Source organism: Mesorhizobium sp. B2-3-13 (assembly GCF_006442195.1).
GTDB lineage: Bacteria > Pseudomonadota > Alphaproteobacteria > Rhizobiales > Rhizobiaceae > Mesorhizobium > Mesorhizobium salmacidum.
The window spans coordinates 40964-61647 of sequence record NZ_VFVQ01000006.1 but is presented as its reverse complement, the minus strand read 5'-3'; the positions used below and the strand labels follow the sequence as shown (position 1 = coordinate 61647).

Sequence of the window (20684 nt, the reverse complement as noted above, 5' to 3'; positions counted from 1 at the left end):
TTCTTGCACCCACGCCGATCGACCCTGTCCTGATGCGGGAGGATAAGGCATGAACTGGTCGATCTCCTTCGAACCGCTTTTGTCCTGGCCGCTGTTGGCCCTGGTGCTGGTGCCCTTGGCGTTGCTCGCGCTTGTCGGCCTTGGGTTTCGCCAGCGCGGCGCGGTCCTGCGCTTCGTCGCCCTGCTGGCGCTCGCCGCCGCCCTCTTCAACCCGGTGTTCCTCAATGAGGAGCGCGAGCCACTAAAGAGCGTCGTCGCGCTGATCGTCGACCGTAGCCAGAGCCAGGACATTGGCGACCGCACCAAACAGACCGACGAGGCCGTGGCCGGGCTGCAGCAGCGTCTTGGCCGCTTCAAGCAGTTCGATGTCCGCGTCGTCGAGGCCGGCAAGTCCGACGCCGCCGAGGAGCGCACCGAAACGCGGCTGTTCGGCGCGCTGGAAGGCGCCTTCCGCGACGTGCCGCCCTCGCGTATCGGTGGCGCCATCATGATCACTGACGGCGAGGTGCATGACACGCCTTCGGGCACGCCCGATTTCAACGCCCCGCTGCATGCCCTCATCACCGGCAACGAGCATGAGAAGGACCGCCGCATACGTTTCGAGAACGCGCCGCGTTTCGGCCTTGTCGGCAAGCCGCTCGACATGACATACCGCGTCATCTCGACCGAAAACGAAACCGGGCCGGTCGATGTCCGCGTCTCCGTCAACGGCGAGCAGGTTTCGGTCGAGCATGCCACCGTCGGCCAGACCATGCCGCTGCAGGTGACCATCCCGAGTGCCGGCCGCAACATCATCGAACTCGCCATCGACCGCGAACCGGGCGAACTGACCGATGCCAACAACCGCGCCATCGCGCTGGTCGACGGCATCCGCGAAAACCTGCGCGTGCTGCTCGTATCGGGTGAACCGCATGCGGGCGAGCGCACGTGGCGCAATCTGCTGAAATCCGACGCCTCGGTCGATCTCGTCCATTTCACCATCCTGCGGCCGCCGGAGAAGCAGGACGGCACGCCGATCAATGAATTGTCGCTGATCGCCTTCCCCACCCGCGAGCTGTTCGTCGAGAAGATCAAGGATTTCGACCTCATCATCTTCGACCGCTACCAGCACCGCGACGTGCTGCCGATCCTCTATTACGATTACATCTCCGAGTATGTCGAAAAGGGCGGCGCGCTGCTGATCGCCGCCGGCCCCGAATATGCCGGCGAGGCTTCGATCGCGCGCACGCCGCTGATGTCGGCCCTGCCGGCCATGCCGACGGGCGAAGTGGTCGACAAGGCGTTCTACCCGCGCCTGACCGAACTCGGCCAGCGTCATCCGGTGACGCGCGGCCTCGAGGGTTCGGCCACCGAGCCACCGCACTGGAGCCGCTGGTTCCGCACCATCGGCGTGCAGAACCCGCAAGGCGAAGTGGTGATGAAAGGTGCCGACAACCGGCCGCTGCTGCTGCTCGACCGCAAGGGCGAAGGCCGCGTCGGCATGCTTCTGTCCGATCAGGGCTGGCTGTGGGCGCGCGGCTTCGAGGGCGGCGGTCCGCATGTCCAGCTCTACCGGCGCATTGCCCACTGGCTGATGAAAGAGCCCGAGCTCGAGGAAGAACGGCTGACCGCCGAGGGGCGCGGCATGGTGCTGGAGATCCGCCGCCAGACGATGGCCGACGATCCCGGCCCGGCGCAGATCATCACCCCGTCCGGCAAGACACTCGCCGTAAAGCTCGACAAATCCGAACCCGGCGTCTTCCTCGGCAGCGTCCAGACCAGCGAGATCGGCCTCTTCCAGGTTGCCAATGGCGATCTCACCGCGCTCGCCCATGTCGGACCGGTCAACGCGCCGGAATTCGCCGACGTCGTCTCCACGCAGGAGCGGCTGAAGGCGCCGGCGGAAGCCACCGGCGGCAGCGTGCGCCGGCTGGCCCCGTCCACGGCCAGCGACCTGACGCTGCCCTCCATCGTACCGGTGCGTTCGGCCGGCGAAGCGTCGGGCAGCGACTGGATCGGCCTGCGCACCACCGACGACAGCGTCTTGAAGGCCGTGTCGCGCGTACCGCTGTTCGGCGGCTTCCTCGGCCTCGGCCTGCTGCTTCTGGCAATGGGCTCGATGTGGTACCGCGAGGGACGGTAGCGGGGCGTTGTTCCCTTCCTTGTGGGAGAAGGAAAAAGCGCCCTGCTCCTGCCCTCCGCTATGGCTCCGGGCGTTCGTCGCTTTAGTCGACAAATCGTTGTCGACTAATCGCCCTGCGGGCGACCGCTCCTCACTCCTCCGGTTCCGTCGTGAACAACAGCGGATAGCCCTTGGCCTTGCCGGCGTCGGTGGCCCGTGTCGCCTTGGTCTCGGCGACATCCCTGGTGAAGACCGCGACCACGCAGACGCCGCGCTGGTGCGCGGTGATCATGACCCGGTGCGCCTGGTCCTCACTGAGCTTGAACTCGCCCTTCAGCACCGTCACGACGAATTCGCGCGGGGTGAAATCGTCATTGATGAGGATGACCTTGTAGAGCTTCGGCCGCTCTGTCTGCGGCTTCACCTTGACGCGCGGTTTTGTGGTGATTTCAGGCATTCGAACCGACTGTTTCGCGATCAAACTTAAGCCCGCATTTTGCCACGGGTGGCAGCGACCGTCCATTTGCGGACCGTCGGCGGGCACGCCCGGTCCTTCACGATCATGTGGGAAATGGTCTGTCGCGGTTCAACGGCCCTGACGGCCGAAGATCCGGCGACTTGCGTCGGCATCCGCCCGGCGTTCCAGCCATGCCGCGATCGGCCATCCGGCAACGCAGATCAGCGTCACGCCGGCGAGCACGATCAAAAGCCACGCCTGCACGGGCGTGATGTAATCCCAGTTGCTGGAAATCGCCGGCGCGAACAGCGAAGGCTCGGTGCGCCCGCTTGCAGGGTCCGGCACGGGGCTGGCGGTGAGCAGAATCAGCACTCTGGCGACGCCGGTGGCAACCAGGCCGCCGATCACCATGGAGCGAAAAATGGCCGAAAGCCGCTTCTTCATGCGGATTGTCCTACAGGGCCGGCATTGCAAACGGGTTGAGCACGATCGAGATGCGTGGCTGGAAGCCGCCGGGTGTTCAGCTTATCGACCGTGCCCTTGGCAGAAGGCCGCCCCAGCCGGTTTGCGGCTGGGGCGGCCTTGGTTGAACTAACCTCGAAGCTGATCAGGGCTTCTTGGGAGCAGCCTTCGCAGGGGCCGCCTTCGCGGGAGCAGCCATCGCGGGAGCCTTCTTGACCGGGCACTTGTGCTTCGTGGTCACCTTGCAGACGGTCTTCTTGGCGACCTTCTTCGGAGCAGCCTTGGCCGGAGCGGTGGTCGCGGCAGCAGCCGGAGCGGTGGTCGTGGTGGCGGCAGCCGGGGCAGCGGTCGTGGTGGCGGCTGCGTTGCCGAGAACCGGCATCGAGAAGGCGAGAGCGACGGCGAGACCAAGGGCGGACAGGATGGACTTGTTCATGGCTTCATTTCCTTTTTTCTGCGGGTCGTTTTTGAGTGTCACTGGACCGGGTCGTTCGGTGTCACTCCAAGCAGCTTCAAAGCATTGGCGAGCATCCGGATGCCCTGCGCCTGTTTCTTGGCGGCGCAGTACCGGTTGCCCTTTCTCTGAAGTGCCTTTGCCGCGGTGACCTGCGTTGCCGTGGCATGGGTTTCGAGGGCTTCATCAAATTGGTGGCTGAGATTGGCGCACCGTTCGCTCCGGGTGAGCGGCGCCTTTGCATCCGATTGGTCGACAGCGGCAGTGAGCAGGCCAAGGCCCAGCAGAACTCCCAACAAACTGATCGACAATCTTGGCATTGGTTTATCCGCAAACCCGGAGACTAGCGTCGCAGCCGATGACCTGACCGCCACGGCACCGTTATGCCGGCCTACTTTTTCAGGAGTTTTTCCCGATTGTAGAATTTTGTTTCTGGATTGTGTCTGGCCAGGCCACGCTAAGCTGCCGTCGCTTTCCATGTGGGGAAGGCGGAATTAATTCTCCCTTGAAAAGCAAGGTACTGGCCAACATATGGCCCGAATTCTATCGTGTGGCTCACCAGCCAATCATGGCTTGGCCGGCAACCGGGACAGAGCACCTGTGAAATCCGAGACACACATACTGATCGTCGACGACGACAAGGGCATCCGCGACCTGCTTCAGGAGTTCTTCCAGAAGCGGGGCCTGCACACCTCGGTTGCCGCCGACGGCGCCGAGATGGAGGCCGTCCTGCGCCGTTCCCAGGTGGATCTCATCGTGCTCGACGTGATGCTGCCCGGCAGGAGCGGGCTGGAACTGTGCCGCGACCTGCGCGCCCAGTATACGACGCCTATCATCATGCTGACCGCCGTCACCGAGACAACGGACCGTGTCGTCGGCCTCGAGATGGGCGCCGACGACTATGTGCCCAAGCCCTTCGACCCGCGCGAGTTGCTGGCGCGCATCCGCGCCGTGCTGCGGCGCAACGGCGCCGCCGAGCCGAAGCGCGCCACCACAAAGCAGATCTACCGTTTCGCCGGCTGGACCATGGATTGTTCGCGCCGCCGGCTGACCGCGCCCGACGACGTCAGGGTCGAACTGACCATGGCCGAGTTCAACCTCTTGCAGACCTTCGTCAAGAGCGCTCAGCGCGTGCTGACCCGCGACCAGCTCATCGAACTGTCCGGCGGCGACAGCGACTATTCCTTCGACCGTAGCATCGACATCCTGGTCAGCCGGTTGCGGCGCAAGATGGAAGATGACCCCAAGACGCCCAAACTGATCCTCACCGTGCGCAGCGGCGGCTACCAGTTCCTGCCCGAGACGACCTCCGAATGAGACGTTTCCTGCCGCAGACCTTGCCTGTCTGGGTGCTGCTGATCGTCATTGCCGGCCTGCTGATCAGCCAGGTCGCGACGCTTTACATCGTGTCGCGCGACCGCGCCGCCGCCAATGACGTGGTCGACCTCTACCGTCTCAACGACCGCGCCTTCTCGCTCGTACAGTTGATGAGTGGCGCCTCGCCGGAGGAGCGCAAGGCGACCGCCGCAGGCCTGTTCAACTCGACATACGCGCTCACCGTCTCGGACACGCCCGCCGTCACCTCCTCGATCGCCGGCGACGATGAACTGGCCGAGCTCGAGGACATCCTCGTCGGCCGGCTGTCGAAGTTCGGCATCACCGACGCGCGCGTGCGCCGCGATCCGGCGACGCGCGAAGCCGACGATGCCAACGGCGCGGCGCCGGCGCCCGATATCGGCCAGGTCGAGCGGGACCTTCTGGTGCTGGCCGCCAATTTCGCCCAGAGCGACAAGCTGACGGCCTCGCTGCGCTTCGCCGACGGCCAATGGCTGAACTTCACCGAACCGATCACCCCCGTCGGCCCGATCCTGAGCGTCGACAGTCTGCCGCTCTATGCGCTGATCGCGGGGCTGGTGGTGATCATGTCGATCTGGTCGCTGCGCCGGCTGACCGCGCCCTACCGGATGATGGAAACCGCCGTCAACCGGATCGGCAAGGACCTGAAGAGCCCGCCGATCGCCGAGAGCGGCAGCCGTGAGGTGCGTGCTGCCGCCAGGGCGATCAACGCCATGCAGACCAGGCTGCGCGAATATGTCGAGGACCGTGAACATCTTGCCGCCGCACTCGCGCATGATCTGCGCACGCCGATGACGCGCATGCGGCTGCGCCTGGAGCTGTTGCGCAAATCGGCGGTTCGCGAGGCGCTGGCGCATGATCTCGCCGATGTCGAGAGCATCGCCAGTTCGGTGATCGACTTCGCCACCTTCGAGGTGAACGAGGAAAAGAGCGAACGCATCGACTTCTGGTCGCTCGTGGAATCGATCGCCGACGCCTATCCGGACGTCTCGTTCGACAATGACGACACCCGCTCACGCGGCCTGATCTGCATGGCGCGACCGGTGGCGCTGAAGCGCTGCGTCACCAATCTGGTACAGAACGCCGTCACCTATGGCAAGAAGGCGCATCTCAGCCTGCGCCGCTCCGACGGCACGATCACGCTCGCCATCCGCGACGAAGGGCCGGGCATACCCCAGGCCCAGATCGACGCCGTGTTCGGCTCCTTCGTGCGCCTCGAACAGTCCCGCAACCGCCAGACCGGCGGCCTCGGGCTCGGGCTGACCATCGCCCGCAACATCGCGCGTGCCGCGGGCGGCGAAGTCCGCCTGTCCAACCATCCTGACGGCGGCCTGCTGACGGAGCTGCGCCTGCCGCTGGCGGTTTGAGACTGATCAGGCCGCATCGAACGTCAACTTGTCGCGATGATCTTCCAGGCCAACAGCGCGATGATGACCGCCACCGCGAGCATTGTTGCCCAGCGATGCCGCCCGAACGCATGCAGAACGAGAACGGCCAGCGCCGCGATCGACGCGGCAAGTGCCCCTTCGACATAGAAGAGCTGTGCGCCGTCAATCGGCCCGCCGCTTGCGCTTCCGACACGGAAGAACTCCAGTATCGACCGGATCGCGATCACGATCAGCAAGCCGAGCGCCGCTTGCGCCGCGCGCGCCGTCGACAGCCAGTTCAATATCCGTTTCAAGGCGCCTCCCGACGCGACCCGAAAGCCTTTCGGTTGACGTTGCCGGCCTACCGCCGCAGCACCGCGCTCAGCACGTCGCGAATGCCGATGGCACCGACGAAGCGGGACTGATCGTCGAACAGCGCTACCGGTGCCGTCTGCGACCGGTGCATGGCCAGCATCACGGTCTTCAGCGACGTGCCGGGATTGGCCCAGAACACCTGCGCCAGCTCCTCGGGCTGGCCCTCGACATCGGCGCAGGACACCCATACTGCCGGCTTGCCGTCGCGCTCGGCCGCCGCCACCAGCCCGTGCTCGTCGATCTTGAAACGCGTCGTCTTGCGCCGGTCGAGCCACACCCAGCCATTGTCGCCATGCTCGAGGTCGCGACGGTCGCGCATGACGTTCCAGGCGGTGAGCACCGAGAGCGGGTTCACATTGGCGATGAAGTCGCGGACATAATCGTTGGCGGGGCGCAGCACGATGTCTTCCGGCGCGCCCGTCTGGACGATACGGCCGCCCTCCATGATGGTGATGTGGCTGCCGATCTTCAGTGCCTCCTCGAGGTCGTGGCTGACGAAGATGATGGTCTTCTTCAGCTCCGCCTGCAGCTGCAGAAGTTCATCCTGCAGCTTGGTGCGGATCAGCGGATCGAGGGCCGAGAACGGCTCGTCCATCAACAGGATAGGCGCCTCGGTGGCGAAGGCGCGCGCCAGGCCGACGCGCTGCTGCATGCCGCCCGAGAGCTCATGCGCGTATTTGTTCGACCATTGGTCGAGGTTGACCAGCTTGAGCTGCCTGTGCACCCGCTCCTTGCGCTCGGCATCCGGCACGCCAGCGAGTTCGAGGCCGAGGCCGACATTCTCCTCCACCGTGCGCCACGGCAACAGGCCGAACTGCTGGAAAACCATCGCCACCTGCTTCTGCCGCAGCCGCCGCAAGGTCGGCTCATCGCAAGTGACGACATCGACCGTGCGGTCGCCGTCCTTGACCAACACCTGGCCGCGCGACACCACGTTGAGCCGGTTGACCGCCCGAAGCAGCGTCGACTTGCCCGAACCGGACAGGCCCATGAGGACGGAAATCTCGCCTTCATGCACGGTCAGGCTGGCTCCGGCGCAGCCGAGCACATTGCCGGTCTTCTCGAGTATCTCGGCCCGGGTAGCACCCTTGTCGATCATCGCCAGCGAACCGGCCTGGTCGGCGCCGAAGACGATATCGACATTCCTGAAATCGACGGCGACGGTCATTTCTTGCCTCCAACGCCAATGCGGGTCATCCGGTCGAGCACGATGGCGAGCACGACGATGGCGAGACCGGCCTCAAGGCCAAGGTCGATGCGGCGCGAACCGAGCGCCCGGTTGATTTCCGTGCCGAGACCGCCGGCGCCGATCAGGGCGGCGAACACCACCATCGACAGTGACAGCATGATCGACTGTGTCAGGCCCGCCATGATGGTGGGCAGCGCCGAGGGCAGCTCCACCTTCCACAACAGCTGGCTCTTGGTGGCGCCGAAGGCCTCGCCGGCCTCGATGATCGATTTCGGCACCGAGACGACGCCGAGATGGGTGAGCCTGACCGCGGTCGGGATGACGAAGATGATGGTGACGATAAGGCCGGGCGCGTTGCCGAGGCCGAACAGCGTCAGCACCGGGATCAGGTAGACGAAGGTCGGCAGCGTCTGCATCAGATCGAGCACCGGCAGCATGATGCGATAGACCTTCGGCTTGTGCGCCGCCCAGATGCCGAGCGGCACGCCGATGGCCATCGCCGCCGCAGCGGCCGCGACCACCAGCACCAGCGTCTGCACCGTCTGCTTCCAGAGGTTCTGGTTGATGATGAAGATCAGGCCGAGGAAAACCGCGATGGCGAGCGGCCGCGAGCGCTGCAGCAGCCAGGCAATGACGGCGATCACCAAAGCGAGCAGCACCGGCGGTACCATCAGCAGGATGTCGACCAGCCCGTCGAGCAGAAAATTGAGGCCGTTCGAGAAGGCCCTGAACACGGTGTCGAAATTGTCGGTGAGGAAGCCGAAGAACGCCTTTCCCCAGGCGCCGATCGGGATCTTGTGATCGACCATGAATTTGGAAATCGGATCCATCTCACCCCTCGTTTGCCAGAGCTCTGCCTTCGGCCCCGTATTGTCGCAACGTCATCTTGTCACAGGATACGAAAAAGGGCAGCCTTTCCACAATGGCTGCCCTCTGTTTCGGTCACGCCGAAATCAAAGTCGGCTCAGCTCCCGAGCGCGGTCTTGACCGCCGCCGCCGCGTCGCCGCCGTCGAAGGTGGTCACGCCGGCGATCCAGGGCTTGACCGCATCCGGATTTTTCTTCAGCCAGTCGGTTGCCACCGTGTTTGCATCGCTGCCCTTCAGGATCGCGTCCATCATCTGGCCTTCCATATCCAGATTGAATTTCAGGTTGGCGATGAACTTTCCGACATTCGGGCACTCGGTCATGTAGCCCTTGCGCACATTGGTCGAGACGGTGGCCGCGCCAAAACCGCTGTCGCCCATGCCATCGAGATAGGTGATCTTCATGGCGCCCATCACAGGATGCGGCGTCCAGCCGAGGAAGGCGATCCACTCATTGTTCTTCATCGACTGCTCGGCCTGCGTCAGCATGCCGGCCTCCGAGGATTCGACCAGTTCGAACCCGTCGAGATTGTCCTTCGGGTTCTTGATCATGTCGAGGATGATGCGATTGCCGTCATTGCCGGCCTCGATGCCGTAGATCTTGCCGTTGAACTTGTCCTTGAACTTGCCGAGATCGGTCAGCGACTTGACGCCGGCATCCGCGACATAGGTCGGCACGACGATGCCGTAACCGGCTCCGGCCAGGTTCTGGCTGACGGTCTCGACCGAACCGTCGGCCGTGTAATCCTTGATGTCGTTGGTCATCGACGGCATCCAGTTGCCGAGGAAGACATCGAGGTCCTTGTTCTTCAGCGACGCATAGGTCACCGGAACGGAGAGCTGGATCACCTGCGGCTCGTAGCCGAGCGCGGTAAGCAGCACGGAGGCCAGCCCGGTGGTAGCCTGGATGTCGGTCCAGCCGACGTCGGAGAGGCGAACCGCCTTGCAGCTTGCCGGATCGCCGGCGAAGGCAGCACCCGTGGACAGGAAAGCCGCCAAGCCTAGGCCGGCGACGAAGGAATTCATACGCGACATCTGTATTCTCCCATTTCGATTCTTTGGCGAAGCGAAGTTACGGTCTTTGTGCCCGCCTTGTTTTGTCAGCCAAACACCATTCTGAAGTGGTTTCAAGCACTAAGACAATCACGATCAACGGCGCTGGCTGGCCAATCAGCGACACCGCTGACGCTTTCCGTGCCAGGCCCAAGCGCAATCTGCCTCGGCAGTGGCTGCTTTTTCAGGGGAATGCGGCCGCGGCCTCTCCCCGCGTGGCGGCAAGTCGGCTTAAAAGGGCGGCATGGCCAAGCTTTACTTCCACTACGCGACGATGAATGCCGGCAAGACGACCATGCTGTTGCAGGCATCGTACAATTACCGCGAACGCGGCATGACGACGATGCTGTTCGTCGCCGGTCACTACCGCATGGGCGACACCGGCCTGATTTCGTCGCGCATCGGGCTGGAGACGGAAGCCGAGATGTTTCGCGATGGCGACGACCTGTTCGCCCGCGTCGCCGAGCATCACCAGCACACGGCGGTGCATTGCATCTTCGTCGATGAGGCGCAGTTCCTGGAGGAAGAACAGGTCTGGCAGCTTGCCCGCATCGCCGACCGGCTCAACATCCCCGTCATGTGCTACGGCCTGCGCACCGATTTCCAGGGCAAGCTGTTTCCCGGCTCGCGCGCACTGCTGGCCATCGCCGACGATCTGCGCGAGGTGCGCACCATCTGCCGTTGCGGCCGCAAGGCCACGATGGTCGTGCGCCTCGGTCCCGACGGCAAGGTGGCCCGGCAGGGCGAACAGGTGGCGATCGGCAAGGATGTCTATGTCTCGCTCTGCCGCCGCCATTGGGAAGAGGAAATGGGCCGCGCGGCACCCGACGACTTCATCGGCTTTGTCAGCGGCTGAAACGAAGGCCCGCCGGACGCCGGCATCGGGCAGCCGGCTGCCATCTCTTGCAGCCGCGCCATTCCATGGCGCCTTTGTTAAGGTCAGCGCCCTATTTCCCGTCTCAGCCAGAACTCCCCGGGGTCAGCCATGCTTCGAGCCGTCTTGTCCGCCAGCCTTCTTCTCCTGGCCACTTCCGTTGCCGCCCAGGCCGGGGGCGATCCTGTGCTGGGCAAACATGTTTTCAACCGGTGCGTGGCCTGCCATGAGGCGGCCACCGACCGCGACAAGGTCGGCCCACATCTTATGGGCGTCGTCGGTCGCACGGCGGGAACCGCCGAAAGCTTCCTCGGCCATTATTCGGAGGCAATGAAGAGCGCGGGTGCTGCCGGTCTCGTCTGGGACGAGGCAAATCTTGCCGAATACCTCAAATCGCCCAAGCTGAAGGTGCCCGGCAACAGGATGGCCTTCAGCGGCCTGAGCAATGAAGACGACATCGCCAACGTCATTGCCTATCTGAAGGCTGATCCCAAGCCCTGAACAGACGCCGTCGGGAGTGGGACGGACCGGCTTGCGCCGGCCTGTGGGGCTGCAAGGGTCAGTTGTTGTCAAGTTTCGGAGCCCTCCGCTTCGGCGTGGATTGATTGCTTTGTCGACATGAAAGTTCAAAATCAGCTGAACCAGGCTTGGCCGACCAGTTGATCACGCCATGACCACGGCTCCATTGCCTTTCAAGGGTTCGGCCGAATATTTGTTTCGCGCAGCGCACTGTTTTCACGTCTTTCAATCCCCTGATACCCCACATATATTCGCCGCTGTTCGCAACCAGCGAGCGGAAGCCGAAGCGGGAGGCCCCTATGGCGACATTGCAGAATTTCGATGCCGAAATTGCCAAGACCAAGCAGGTCGTCCAGGATATGCGCACCAAGATCGAGCAATCCGGCACCGTGCTCGACACACTCGCAACCGCCGACAAGAAGATCGGCGACGCCAATTTCGACATCGAGAACGCCCGCATCGAGGATGTGCTGAAGCAGCAGAAGGTGATGGAAGGCAACATCGCCGACCTGATCATCGGCCTCGAGGACGCCACCAATGTCTTCGGCGCCGAGTTCGAGAGCATGAAGAACTATACCGGCTGGGAAAACTTCGTCGGCGTCTTTTCGGCGCAGCGCAAGCAGCGCATGCGCACCGACCGCGTGCGCAACATGTCGCTCGCCGGCAATCTGCAGGAACTGCTGGCCAAGTCCGACACCATCGTCGGCATATTGAAGGCGCAGAAGGAAGTTCTCGACCAGCGCTACAAGACCTCCGAAGCCAGCCTGTCGCAGGTTATCGAGCGCCGCAAGACCACGATGACGAACCTCGAAGCCGTGCAGAAGCGCATCGAGGAGCTCAATCCGATGCTGCTCGACATCGAAAACAAGATCGCCGCCTCGACCAGCCAGAAAGACCGCACGCAGCTCGAGGGCGAACGTTCCAAGCTCGCCACCGAATACAATGAAAAGCAGGCCAAGGAGCAGGAGCTGCTGGCCGAAAGCCAGACGCTGGAGCGCTACACCTCGATGTTCCAGACCTTCGTCGATTCGCTCAACAACCAGATCGCCGCGCAGTCGACGCTGATCAACAAACTGACCATCGATACCGAGCAGCGCATCGTGCTCTACAAGGCGCTGGAGGATTCACTGAAGACCGCCGCGCAGCAGGACGTCGCCCACAAGATCAACACGCTGGGCAGCCAGGTCGACAACACGGCCGAGGAAACCATGGCCGGCATCGGCGCAGCCTCGCAGAAGCACATCGGCGACCTCTTGGAGATGCACGAGAAGAACATGGTGGCCAGCGCCGACATCCAGCGCCGCAAGAAGCTGGCCGACGATGCCTTCGCCCGCCGCTTCGACGAGGTGCTGAAGAAGCACAATTCGGCCAACTACGTGCAGTCATAATTGCCGCGCGCACCGGTGCGACAATCGCAGGGCTGACAGCATGACACCCGAAAACGACGCGGCGGCGCGGTATTTCTCGGCAATCACGGCCGCGCTCGGCGGCCTTGAAGTGTTCATGCGCGACGACCGCTCGCCGCTTTACCGGCATGGCATTGTCGCCAGGATCGTTGCCGAATACATCGCCCGGCTCGACAAGTCCTTTTCCTGCTGGCGCAACCGGCTGGGCTTCATGGACACGTTCCGCATTTCGCGCGCCGAAAGCGGCTACCCGGTGTTCCAGAACCTGCTCGAACTGGAAAACGACCGCCGCCAGGCCGACGGCCGGCTCGCCAACATTCCCCAGGCCGGCGAGCTGCGCGAAGAGATGGCCGACTTCATCCTGCGCCACAAGCAGTTCCCCGACGCACTGCAGAAATCGATGGCCGAGCGGCTCTATCTCGAGGACGTCAAGAGCGAGCAGACCTTCGGTCCGTTCACGCTGGCGCAGACGGCCAAGGTGTCGGTCAATCCGAAGACGGCGCGGCCCTATTATCTCGTCCACTGGGCCACCTTCGACGGCAGCGCCAACCTGCCTTTGGTCTACATGGTGACGGTGGAGGATTCGTCGGACAGCATGGTCAGCCAGCTTGTCGACCGGAGCGGCAAGCTCAACGACAAGGTCGACATTCCGCTGCCGGTCGATGGCCTGCTCAACCCCGAGCTTGCCCATCGTTTCGACGATTTCACCGAGAAGAATTCGGCCTATACGCTGTCGCCGGCGACCATCGCCGTCAACCTCGACAAGGACTTCGAGCCACTGCACCCCAAGCAGCTGAGGCGGGTGGTGCTCGGTCCCTTCTACTCAGCAGGCATCACCGACAACAATTCGACGGTGACGGAAGTGCTGGCCAAGGTGCGCAAGCCCGAAAACGCATGGCTTTTGACCTGGACCATCCAGGAAGTCTATTCCAAGGGCGAGAAGCCGGGCCGCAAGGGCCTGTTCTCAAGCGAGAAGACGACGCAGGAATTCTTCATCAACACCGATGACCTCGAGGCCGCTCGCCAGGGCGTGTCGAGCTACGAAAACCACGCGCTGATCCCGCACGAGGCCTACCAGGCGCTTTACGCCGCGGGCGAAGCACAAAAGATATTTGCCGGCTACAAGGTTCACATCCTGTCGAATGGGCAGGTGATATCGGATGTCTGACCGTCACACCACGGAGCACCCTTCATGGACACCGGCCTGACCACCATCCCGGAAGCGGCTATCGAAAAGCACCGCGCCACCGCGCAAAGCTTCATCACCCGCATCGTCGTGCTGGAGGATCCCTCGCGCGAATCCGGCACAGCGCTCGCCGGCACCAACCGGCGCTTCGTTTCCACCGTCTCGGTCGGTTCGGTGCGCCGCACGCGCGAGGTCGAGCTGTCGAAGACCGTCGGGGCCGTCCATCCCGACGACCAATTGCTCACCATCCCGCAGCACACGCTGCTCTTTCGCGCCCGGCGCGGCACGGCGATCGCGCTGGCGGTCTCGGACGTGTTCGCCGAAGGCTCCGATCTTGAAAGCCTGCAGGCCAGGAACACCCGCGCCCCGCTCGAAGGCGAGGAGGCGTCCACCTTCAAGAAACTGCTGTCGGCCTCGGCCTATATCTCGGCCTTCAGCCTTGCCTCCTACCTGTTCCAGCTCATCGACAGTGACGGCGAGGCGCCGAACGACATCCCCGAACCGGACTTCCTGTTCGACACACCGCAGGACGCGGTGAAATCGATCCTGGCCGGTCTCGACAAGGCTATATCGGGCTCGACAGACGATGCCGACCTGATGACCCGTGCCCGCGCCTTCGCCCGCGTCGCCATCGACGGGCTTCTGGCGCGCAAAGGCCGCTTCGACGGCATCGGTCCGTTCGAGAACGCCCATATCCGCATCGACGCCGACGACTTCACCCTCGACGGCTTCGATGTCGCGCCGGGCAAGCGCTCCAAGCCGCTGGTGATGACTTTCAAGACGCCGGAAGAGGTCGTCGGCAACCACATCGCCAAATACCAGTCGGTCAAACTGGCCAAGATGCTGATGGCTTACGACTTCGGGCGCGAGCTGAACCCGTTCGTCGAGCTTGGCGGCTTCCTGTTCACCTTCATCGGCGATGGCGCGCCCGGCACCGGCAAGACGACGCTGATCCAGATGATCGCCGGTCTCGTCAACGGCTATTGCCAGGTCGCCGGCTACCCCTTCGCCTACGAGAATTTCGGCGTCGACCAGATCTCGTCCTACCAGGGCAAATCAGGCCAGAACTGCCGCCAGTTCATCAACAATGTCTTGAACCCGCGCGTCATCGGCTTCGGCACCATCGACGACATCGACCAGGTGGCCGCTAGACGCTCCGACGACCGCGCCTCGGCCGGCCAGCAGGAGATCACCGGCGTGCTGATGGATGCCTTCGCCGGTGCCGCCACCGTGGTGCGCGGCAATTGCTCGTTCGGCATGTTTTCCAACTATCCGGAGAATGTCGACGACGCACTGCGCCAGCGCGCCGGCGCCCGCTGGCTGGTCGACGGGCCTCAGACCCGCGACGACTATATCGACATTTTCGTGCTGCTCGCCGGCAAGAACCACGAGATCCCCCTGGGCAAGCACGAGCTCTACGCCGCGCAGGAAATCCAGCGCGCCGTGACCGAAGCTTATGAGGAGCATGAAAAACCGCAGGAGGACGGGCTGATGCGGGTCTATGAGCGCTACATGAAGGAAAACGGCGCGCCCAAGACCATGGCCGACATCGGCACCTACCTGCACCTGATCAAGGACGCCGAACCGCGCTTCACCGGCCGCGCCATCAAGAACGTCACCGACGCCATCAAGATGCGCGCCATGGACATCGAGCTTCCCGACGACTGGTTCGAAAAGCCGGAAGCCTTCATGCACAAGAGCTACGACGACAAGAAGGCGATGATCGAGGAACTGCGCGGGCCGTTCTCGATGGACATGGTCATGCAGGAGATCAACCGCTACGCCGATTCCGAATTCCGCTATTCCGACAAATCCGATGACGCCGCGGTCGAGAAGCTGCTGCGTGACGCAAGGCTGCGCGAACGCGCTGCGCGTGAGATGGAAGACATGAAGAAGAAGGGTCTGTGGAATGCGTGAGGCGAGCTCTTCTTCCTTCTACCCGTTCACGGGGAGAAGGTGCCCGAAGGGCGGATGAGGGGCAGCGCCATGCGTGGGTGGAAACGAGCCCAAGGTGGCAAGAGCCCGCGAGCTTCGGAAGATCGAGAACGATGCCGAGGAAAAGCTCTGGCATGAACTGCGTGGGCGACGATTGAATGGCCACAAATTCATTCGCCAACTGCCGATCGGTCCCTATTTCGCCGACTTTGCCTGTCGTGAGGCTAATCTGGTCTTGGAGGTCGATGGCAGCCAGCATGCAGGTCGATCCCGGGATCGCTACAGGGACGAAACGATGAACGCTAATGGTTGGTCGGTATTGAGGATTTGGCACGCTGATGTTTTGAGCGGCCGAAAGAGCGTATTGGAAACGATCGTTGCGGCCGTGGATGGTCGGCTGAACAAGAAGATGATTGGCATCGACGCGAAGTTTCTGCCTTCAATGTTGGAGACGAGATGATGAGCGTTTGCGCCGCCCCTCATCCGCCCTTCGGGCACCTTCTCCCCGTGAACGGGGAGAAGGAAGATTGACCCATGCCCGCAAACCCGACCTGCTTCGCGACAACGAGCTCATCTACGGCCGTTTGCTCACCGTCGACGAGGCGCATCTCATCCAGCGTTACAACAAGGCGCTGGCTGCTTTCGGCCTCAAGCCCACCAGGCTAAAGAGCTTCCAGATCGACCGCACCGGCTTTTCGCCCGAAGTGGCCGAGGAGTGTGGCGACTACGACTATCTCGATCCCAACGAGGTCAACCGCCGCTTCATCATCCTGACGCCGTCGCAGATCGACCTGCCGGTGGTGCACACCGCCTTCTCCAACACCTCGCAGCTGATGTTCGAGTTCATGTCCAGGAACCAGCGCGCCATCGACGCGCTGACCATCAAGGACGTCATCTACGGCGAGATCGAGGATTCCGTTCCCAAGGTCAACGACATCGAGGACCTGCTGTCGATCAGCCAGGTCGAATTCAAGGTGCTGTCGGCGGAAGACGTGCTGGGCAAGGCCGCCGAACTCGGCAAGCTCGTCGACCGGCTGAAGCAGGAGCCCGACGCCTGGCGCGACGATGCCATGCTGACCCGCATGGTCGAGCTCGCCAAGGTCTGCGGCGACATCCGCGAGAACGCGCTGGTGCCGGACCAGGTGATCTTCCGCCACAACGCCTACTGGACCAGCCATTTCGGCGGGCTCTATGTCTTTGTCGATCCCGACATGACGACGGTGATCAGCGATCCGGCCGCCCCCGGTTTTCGCCGCTCGCGGCCCTGGCAGGTGAGCTATCTCTCGATCAAGGACGCCGACAAGGTGTTCAAATTCCTGGCTGCCACCGGCCGCATCGAATTGCCGCGCGCTTCCTGGATCGAGGCCTCGGGCTATCTCGAGCACCGCGCCGAAATGGTGGTGCGCGCGCTGATCCGCGACGCCGAGCCGGACCGCAATTTGACCGATGTCGACAAGGTCTGGCTGCAGATATGGATCCAGAGCCATGCCGACCTGATCACCTCGGACGGCAATTTCCCCTTCCTCAACGCCGCCAAACGCGAGATCGCCCAGCTCGGCCATCTCAAGGTCGAGGATGTCTCCCCGCAGCAGCGCTTCCTGGTGGTACGCGCCAAGCCCGACCATCCCGACGCCTGGCTGACCAACCGGCTGATCTCGGATTTCGTGCCATCGGACTTCGTCTCGCGCTACATCTTCAACAAGGACGGCTTCTACAAGGACTATGACGGCTTCAGCGACGCCTGGCGATCGCATGTTGTGGACGTTCTGAAAACCACATATTTGAAGGACAAGGTGGCGTTTCGCACACGCCTCTACGGCCTGGCCGACTAGAACGAAATGAACCGTCATTCCGTTCTAACTTGTTGTTTTGATGCATGATGTTATCCAAAAAGTCTGCAACTTTTTGGATGACATGTTGAGGGGGTGATACAGCCATGCTCGATCCGATCGTGAATTTCTTCACCCGGATTTTCCAGTGGATCGGCCGCGGCATCGGTCTTCTGATCGGCGTGATCCTGTGGCCCTTCATGTGGGCCGGCCGCTGGTACACGCAGCGGGGCTGGATCCTCAAGGCGATAGTCGGCCTCGCCGTGCTGGTGCTGATCGGCCTTTACGCAAACTTCTTCTACGCCACCCAGTGGTGGAACAACTTCAACCCGAACTACCCGGACACCTATACTTTCGAGAAGCGCAACGTTTCCGCCGGTGAGCAGGTGGCTGCCGGCGCCGGCACCGACACGGCCAAGACCTGCGGCAACTCCGGCATAGCCCAGGTGGCGGCCGACCTGACCGACTTCAACGTCAACCAGAACGCCTGGATCTCGTCGATGATCCTCTACAAGCTCGGCCTGTTCGGCATCGACTGGGACAACACTCCCTGGATGGACAACAAGGCCTCTTTCCAGCGCGGCATCAACCAGGCGGTGCGACGTACGGCGACCGAGCTTGCCGACAATCTCGGCCGCGTACGTACGACCTCGCAGATCGATGCCGACCTGCAGGACGCGCGCGGCAATCTGCAGTTCGACGAGTATACCTGGTACTTCGGCGTGAGCCCGTTTGGACCGAAGACGCCGACGCCGAGCTACTATCGCGACGCGGTGCGCAAGCTGCGTTCGTTCAATGCCCGGCTTGCCACCTGCCAGGCCACTTTCGATGCCCGCGCCGACAATTTGAAGCAGTATATCGACCGCATCGCCAGTGACATCGGCTCAACGTCCGCAATCCTCAAGGAGCGCGCCGAGAACCACAACAATGGCTGGTTCGACACCCGCGCCGACGACCGCTACTGGTTCGCCTATGGCCAGCTTTATGCCTATTACGGCCTGATGAAAGGCGCCCAGGCCGACTTCGAGAACGTCATCAAGGAAAAGCACCTGCAGAGCCTTTGGGATACGATGGACGCGCAGTTCGTGTCGGCCCTGCGTATCCAGCCCTTCATCATCGCCAACGGTCGCGAGGATGGCTGGCTGCTGCCGACCCATCTGACGACGATGGGCTTCTACGTGCTTCGGGTGCGCTCCAACATGGTCGAAATCAGCAACGTGCTGACGCAGTAGCGCTGTCCCACCGCAACACCAGCGATGGCGAATTTGCGCCGTCGCGTCTGTCGCATTCCGTGCATTGTGCGGCTGTTTTGAGACGGCGGAAGCGCCCCTGCTCTGGCTTCTATACGGCGCGGCAAGCGGAGCCATAAAGAACCGGGAATAGGCCGGCCCCCCGCAGAGGAGTTTTCTCTTTAGGAAACATAGTTGCATGAAAGTTGACGCCGCCGCAGCGACAGGGTTAGATGCCCCGCGCGTCCGGCTCCAGCCTTCTTGCGAGTAAGATCAACCCGTCCCCTCCACCGTCCAATCCAGAGGAACGCCGTCATGGCCGAAGTGAAGTCCGACATCGAGATCGCGCGTGGCGCCAGGAAAAAGCAGATCCAGGAGATCGGCAAGAAGATCGGCATCCCGACCGAACATCTGCTGCCCTACGGCCACGACAAGGCCAAGATCTCAGCAGAATTCATCAAGTCGGTGAAGGGCAACAAGGACGGCAAGCTGATCCTCGTCACCGCCATCAACCCGACGCCGGCCGGCGAAGGCAAGACCACCACCACCGTCGGCCTCGGCGACGGCCTGAACCGCATTGGCAAGAAGGCGATCGTCTGCATCCGCGAGGCTTCGCTTGGCCCGAATTTCGGCGTCAAGGGCGGTGCCGCCGGCGGCGGCTACGCGCAGGTCGTGCCGATGGAAGACATGAACCTCCACTTCACCGGCGACTTCCACGCCATCACCACGGCGCACAATCTTCTGTCGGCTCTGATCGACAACCACATCTATTGGGGCAATGAACTCGGCATCGACACCCGCCGCGTCGTGTGGCGCCGCGTCATGGACATGAACGACCGGGCGCTGCGAGAGATCATCTGCTCGCTCGGCGGTGTCGCCAACGGTTTCCCGCGTGAAGCCGGCTTCGACATCACCGTCGCCTCGGAAGTGATGGCTATCTTGTGCCTTGCCACCGACCTGAAGGACCTGGAAAAGCGCCTTGGCGACATCATCGTCGCCTACCGCCGCGACAAGTCGCCGGTCTATGCCCGCGACCTCAAGGCCGACGGCGCCATGGCTGTCCTGCTCAAGGACGCCATGCAGCCCAACCTCGTGCAGACGCTGGAGAACAATCCGGCCTTCGTGCATGGCGGCCCGTTCGCCAACATCGCGCATGGCTGCAACTCGGTCGTCGCCACCACGACGGCGCTGAAGCTCGCCGACTATGTCGTCACCGAAGCCGGCTTCGGCGCCGACCTGGGTGCCGAGAAATTCTTCGACATCAAGTGCCGCAAGGCGGGCCTGAAACCGGCGGCGGCCGTCATCGTCGCCACCGTGCGCGCCATGAAGATGAATGGCGGCGTCAAGAAGGAAGACCTCGGCAAGGAAAACGTCGAGGCGGTGAAAAAGGGCTGCGCCAATCTTGGCCGCCACATCGAGAACATCAGGCAGTTCGGCGTGCCGGCGGTGGTTGCCATCAATCACTTCTACTCCGACACCGATGCCGAGATCCAGGCGATGAAGGACTATGTCGCCTCGATGGGCGAAGAGGCGATCCTGTGCAAGCACTGGGCCAGGGGCTCCGCCGGCATCGAGGATCTCGCTAACAAGGTGGTGGCGCTGGCCGAATCCGGCGCCTCGCAGTTCGCGCCGCTCTATCCCGACGCCATGCCGCTGTTCGAGAAGATCAACACAATCGTCCAGCGCATCTATCGCGGCTCGGAAGCCATCGCCGACAAGTCGGTGCGAGATCAGCTCAAGGCCTGGGAAGAGGCAGGCTATGGCAATTTGCCGGTCTGCATGGCCAAGACCCAGTATTCCTTTTCGACCGATCCGAACCTGCGCGGCGCGCCGACCGGCCACACTGTGCCGGTGCGTGAGGTCAGGCTTTCGGCGGGCGCGGGCTTCGTCGTCATCATCTGCGGCGAGGTCATGACCATGCCCGGCCTGCCAAAGGCGCCATCCTCGGAAAAGATCTTCCTCAACGAGGCCGGCCAGATCGAAGGCCTGTTCTGATATTGTCCCGATAACTAAGAAGGGCGCCGCAT

20 protein-coding genes are annotated in these 20684 nt (G+C 62.8%); 12 read left to right on the top strand and 8 right to left on the bottom strand.

The features are described from left to right. Positions 1-49: 49 nt before the first annotated feature. Positions 50-2122, top strand: a complete 2073-nt coding sequence (locus FJ941_RS09015) for a hypothetical protein (RefSeq protein ID WP_140504886.1) — start codon at positions 50-52, stop codon at positions 2120-2122. 130 nt (positions 2123-2252) lie between these two features. Here FJ941_RS09015 and clpS read toward each other — a convergent pair whose 3' ends face one another. From clpS to FJ941_RS08995, 4 genes are all read right to left on the bottom strand, one after another. Beyond that, a complete protein-coding gene (clpS, locus tag FJ941_RS09010; RefSeq protein WP_027143390.1) occupies positions 2253-2558 on the bottom strand; it encodes an ATP-dependent Clp protease adapter ClpS in 306 nt (101 codons plus the stop codon). A gap of 129 nt (positions 2559-2687) precedes the next feature. Beyond that, entirely contained in the window at positions 2688-3002 is a 315-nt protein-coding gene (locus FJ941_RS09005) for a hypothetical protein (RefSeq protein WP_140504884.1), read from the bottom strand. Positions 3003-3165: 163 nt separating this feature from the next. Next, the gene (locus FJ941_RS09000; protein WP_140504882.1) at positions 3166-3456 is read right to left on the bottom strand and encodes a hypothetical protein; all 291 of its coding nucleotides are present in this window, start codon (positions 3454-3456) and stop codon (positions 3166-3168) included. Positions 3457-3494: 38 nt separating this feature from the next. Next, positions 3495-3794, bottom strand: coding sequence for a hypothetical protein (locus FJ941_RS08995; protein ID WP_015316050.1), 300 nt, complete (start codon positions 3792-3794; stop codon positions 3495-3497). Positions 3795-4074: 280 nt separating this feature from the next. Between FJ941_RS08995 and FJ941_RS08990 the strand changes: the two genes are divergently transcribed. Together FJ941_RS08990 and FJ941_RS08985 are read left to right on the top strand one after the other, a co-directional pair. Then, positions 4075-4791 (top strand): response regulator transcription factor, encoded by a 717-nt coding sequence (locus FJ941_RS08990; RefSeq protein ID WP_140504880.1) that lies wholly within the window; start codon positions 4075-4077, stop codon positions 4789-4791. Further along, complete coding sequence (locus FJ941_RS08985; RefSeq protein ID WP_140504878.1) at positions 4788-6197, top strand: ATP-binding protein; 1410 nt, start codon at positions 4788-4790, stop codon at positions 6195-6197. The genes FJ941_RS08990 and FJ941_RS08985 overlap by 4 nt, the downstream gene beginning before the upstream one ends. Positions 6198-6220: 23 nt before the next feature. Here FJ941_RS08985 and FJ941_RS08980 read toward each other — a convergent pair whose 3' ends face one another. From FJ941_RS08980 to FJ941_RS08965, 4 genes are all read right to left on the bottom strand, one after another. After that, positions 6221-6499, bottom strand: a complete 279-nt coding sequence (locus FJ941_RS08980) for a hypothetical protein (protein ID WP_140504876.1) — start codon at positions 6497-6499, stop codon at positions 6221-6223. 59 nt (positions 6500-6558) lie between these two features. Continuing rightward, positions 6559-7740, bottom strand: a complete 1182-nt coding sequence (gene choV, locus FJ941_RS08975; protein WP_027143396.1) for a choline ABC transporter ATP-binding protein — start codon at positions 7738-7740, stop codon at positions 6559-6561. After that, positions 7737-8591, bottom strand: a complete 855-nt coding sequence (gene choW, locus FJ941_RS08970; protein ID WP_027143397.1) for a choline ABC transporter permease subunit — start codon at positions 8589-8591, stop codon at positions 7737-7739. The genes choV and choW overlap by 4 nt, the downstream gene beginning before the upstream one ends. A 134-nt stretch (positions 8592-8725) precedes the next feature. Then, positions 8726-9661, bottom strand: coding sequence for a choline ABC transporter substrate-binding protein (locus FJ941_RS08965; RefSeq protein ID WP_140504874.1), 936 nt, complete (start codon positions 9659-9661; stop codon positions 8726-8728). A 262-nt stretch (positions 9662-9923) separates the two neighbouring features. On the opposite strand from FJ941_RS08965, the gene FJ941_RS08960 reads away from it, so the two are divergent. The 9 genes from FJ941_RS08960 to FJ941_RS08920 all read left to right on the top strand — a co-directional run bounded on the left by FJ941_RS08960 (position 9924) and on the right by FJ941_RS08920 (position 20652). Continuing rightward, positions 9924-10535: a thymidine kinase gene (locus FJ941_RS08960; RefSeq protein ID WP_140504872.1), complete on the top strand. Its 612-nt coding sequence runs from the start codon at positions 9924-9926 to the stop codon at positions 10533-10535. Between the two features lie 129 nt (positions 10536-10664). After that, positions 10665-11054 carry a cytochrome c family protein gene (locus FJ941_RS08955; protein ID WP_140504870.1) on the top strand — a complete coding sequence of 130 codons (390 nt, stop codon included), beginning with the start codon at positions 10665-10667 and terminating at the stop codon, positions 11052-11054. Positions 11055-11371: 317 nt separating this feature from the next. Continuing rightward, on the top strand, positions 11372-12460 hold the full coding sequence (locus tag FJ941_RS08950; protein WP_027143401.1) for a hypothetical protein: 1089 nt from the start codon (positions 11372-11374) through the stop codon (positions 12458-12460). A 40-nt stretch (positions 12461-12500) separates the two neighbouring features. Then, entirely contained in the window at positions 12501-13646 is a 1146-nt protein-coding gene (locus FJ941_RS08945; protein ID WP_140504868.1) for a hypothetical protein, read from the top strand. 24 nt (positions 13647-13670) lie between these two features. Continuing rightward, positions 13671-15581, top strand: a complete 1911-nt coding sequence (locus FJ941_RS08940; RefSeq protein WP_140504866.1) for an ATP-binding protein — start codon at positions 13671-13673, stop codon at positions 15579-15581. A gap of 73 nt (positions 15582-15654) precedes the next feature. Further along, complete coding sequence (locus tag FJ941_RS08935; protein ID WP_140504864.1) at positions 15655-16059, top strand: DUF559 domain-containing protein; 405 nt, start codon at positions 15655-15657, stop codon at positions 16057-16059. 67 nt (positions 16060-16126) lie between these two features. Beyond that, complete coding sequence (locus tag FJ941_RS08930; RefSeq protein WP_140504862.1) at positions 16127-17431, top strand: DUF6638 family protein; 1305 nt, start codon at positions 16127-16129, stop codon at positions 17429-17431. Between the two features lie 104 nt (positions 17432-17535). After that, the gene (locus FJ941_RS08925) at positions 17536-18660 is read left to right on the top strand and encodes a DUF2333 family protein (RefSeq protein WP_027143407.1); all 1125 of its coding nucleotides are present in this window, start codon (positions 17536-17538) and stop codon (positions 18658-18660) included. 312 nt (positions 18661-18972) lie between these two features. Continuing rightward, complete coding sequence (locus FJ941_RS08920; protein WP_140504860.1) at positions 18973-20652, top strand: formate--tetrahydrofolate ligase; 1680 nt, start codon at positions 18973-18975, stop codon at positions 20650-20652. Positions 20653-20684: the final 32 nt, after the last annotated feature.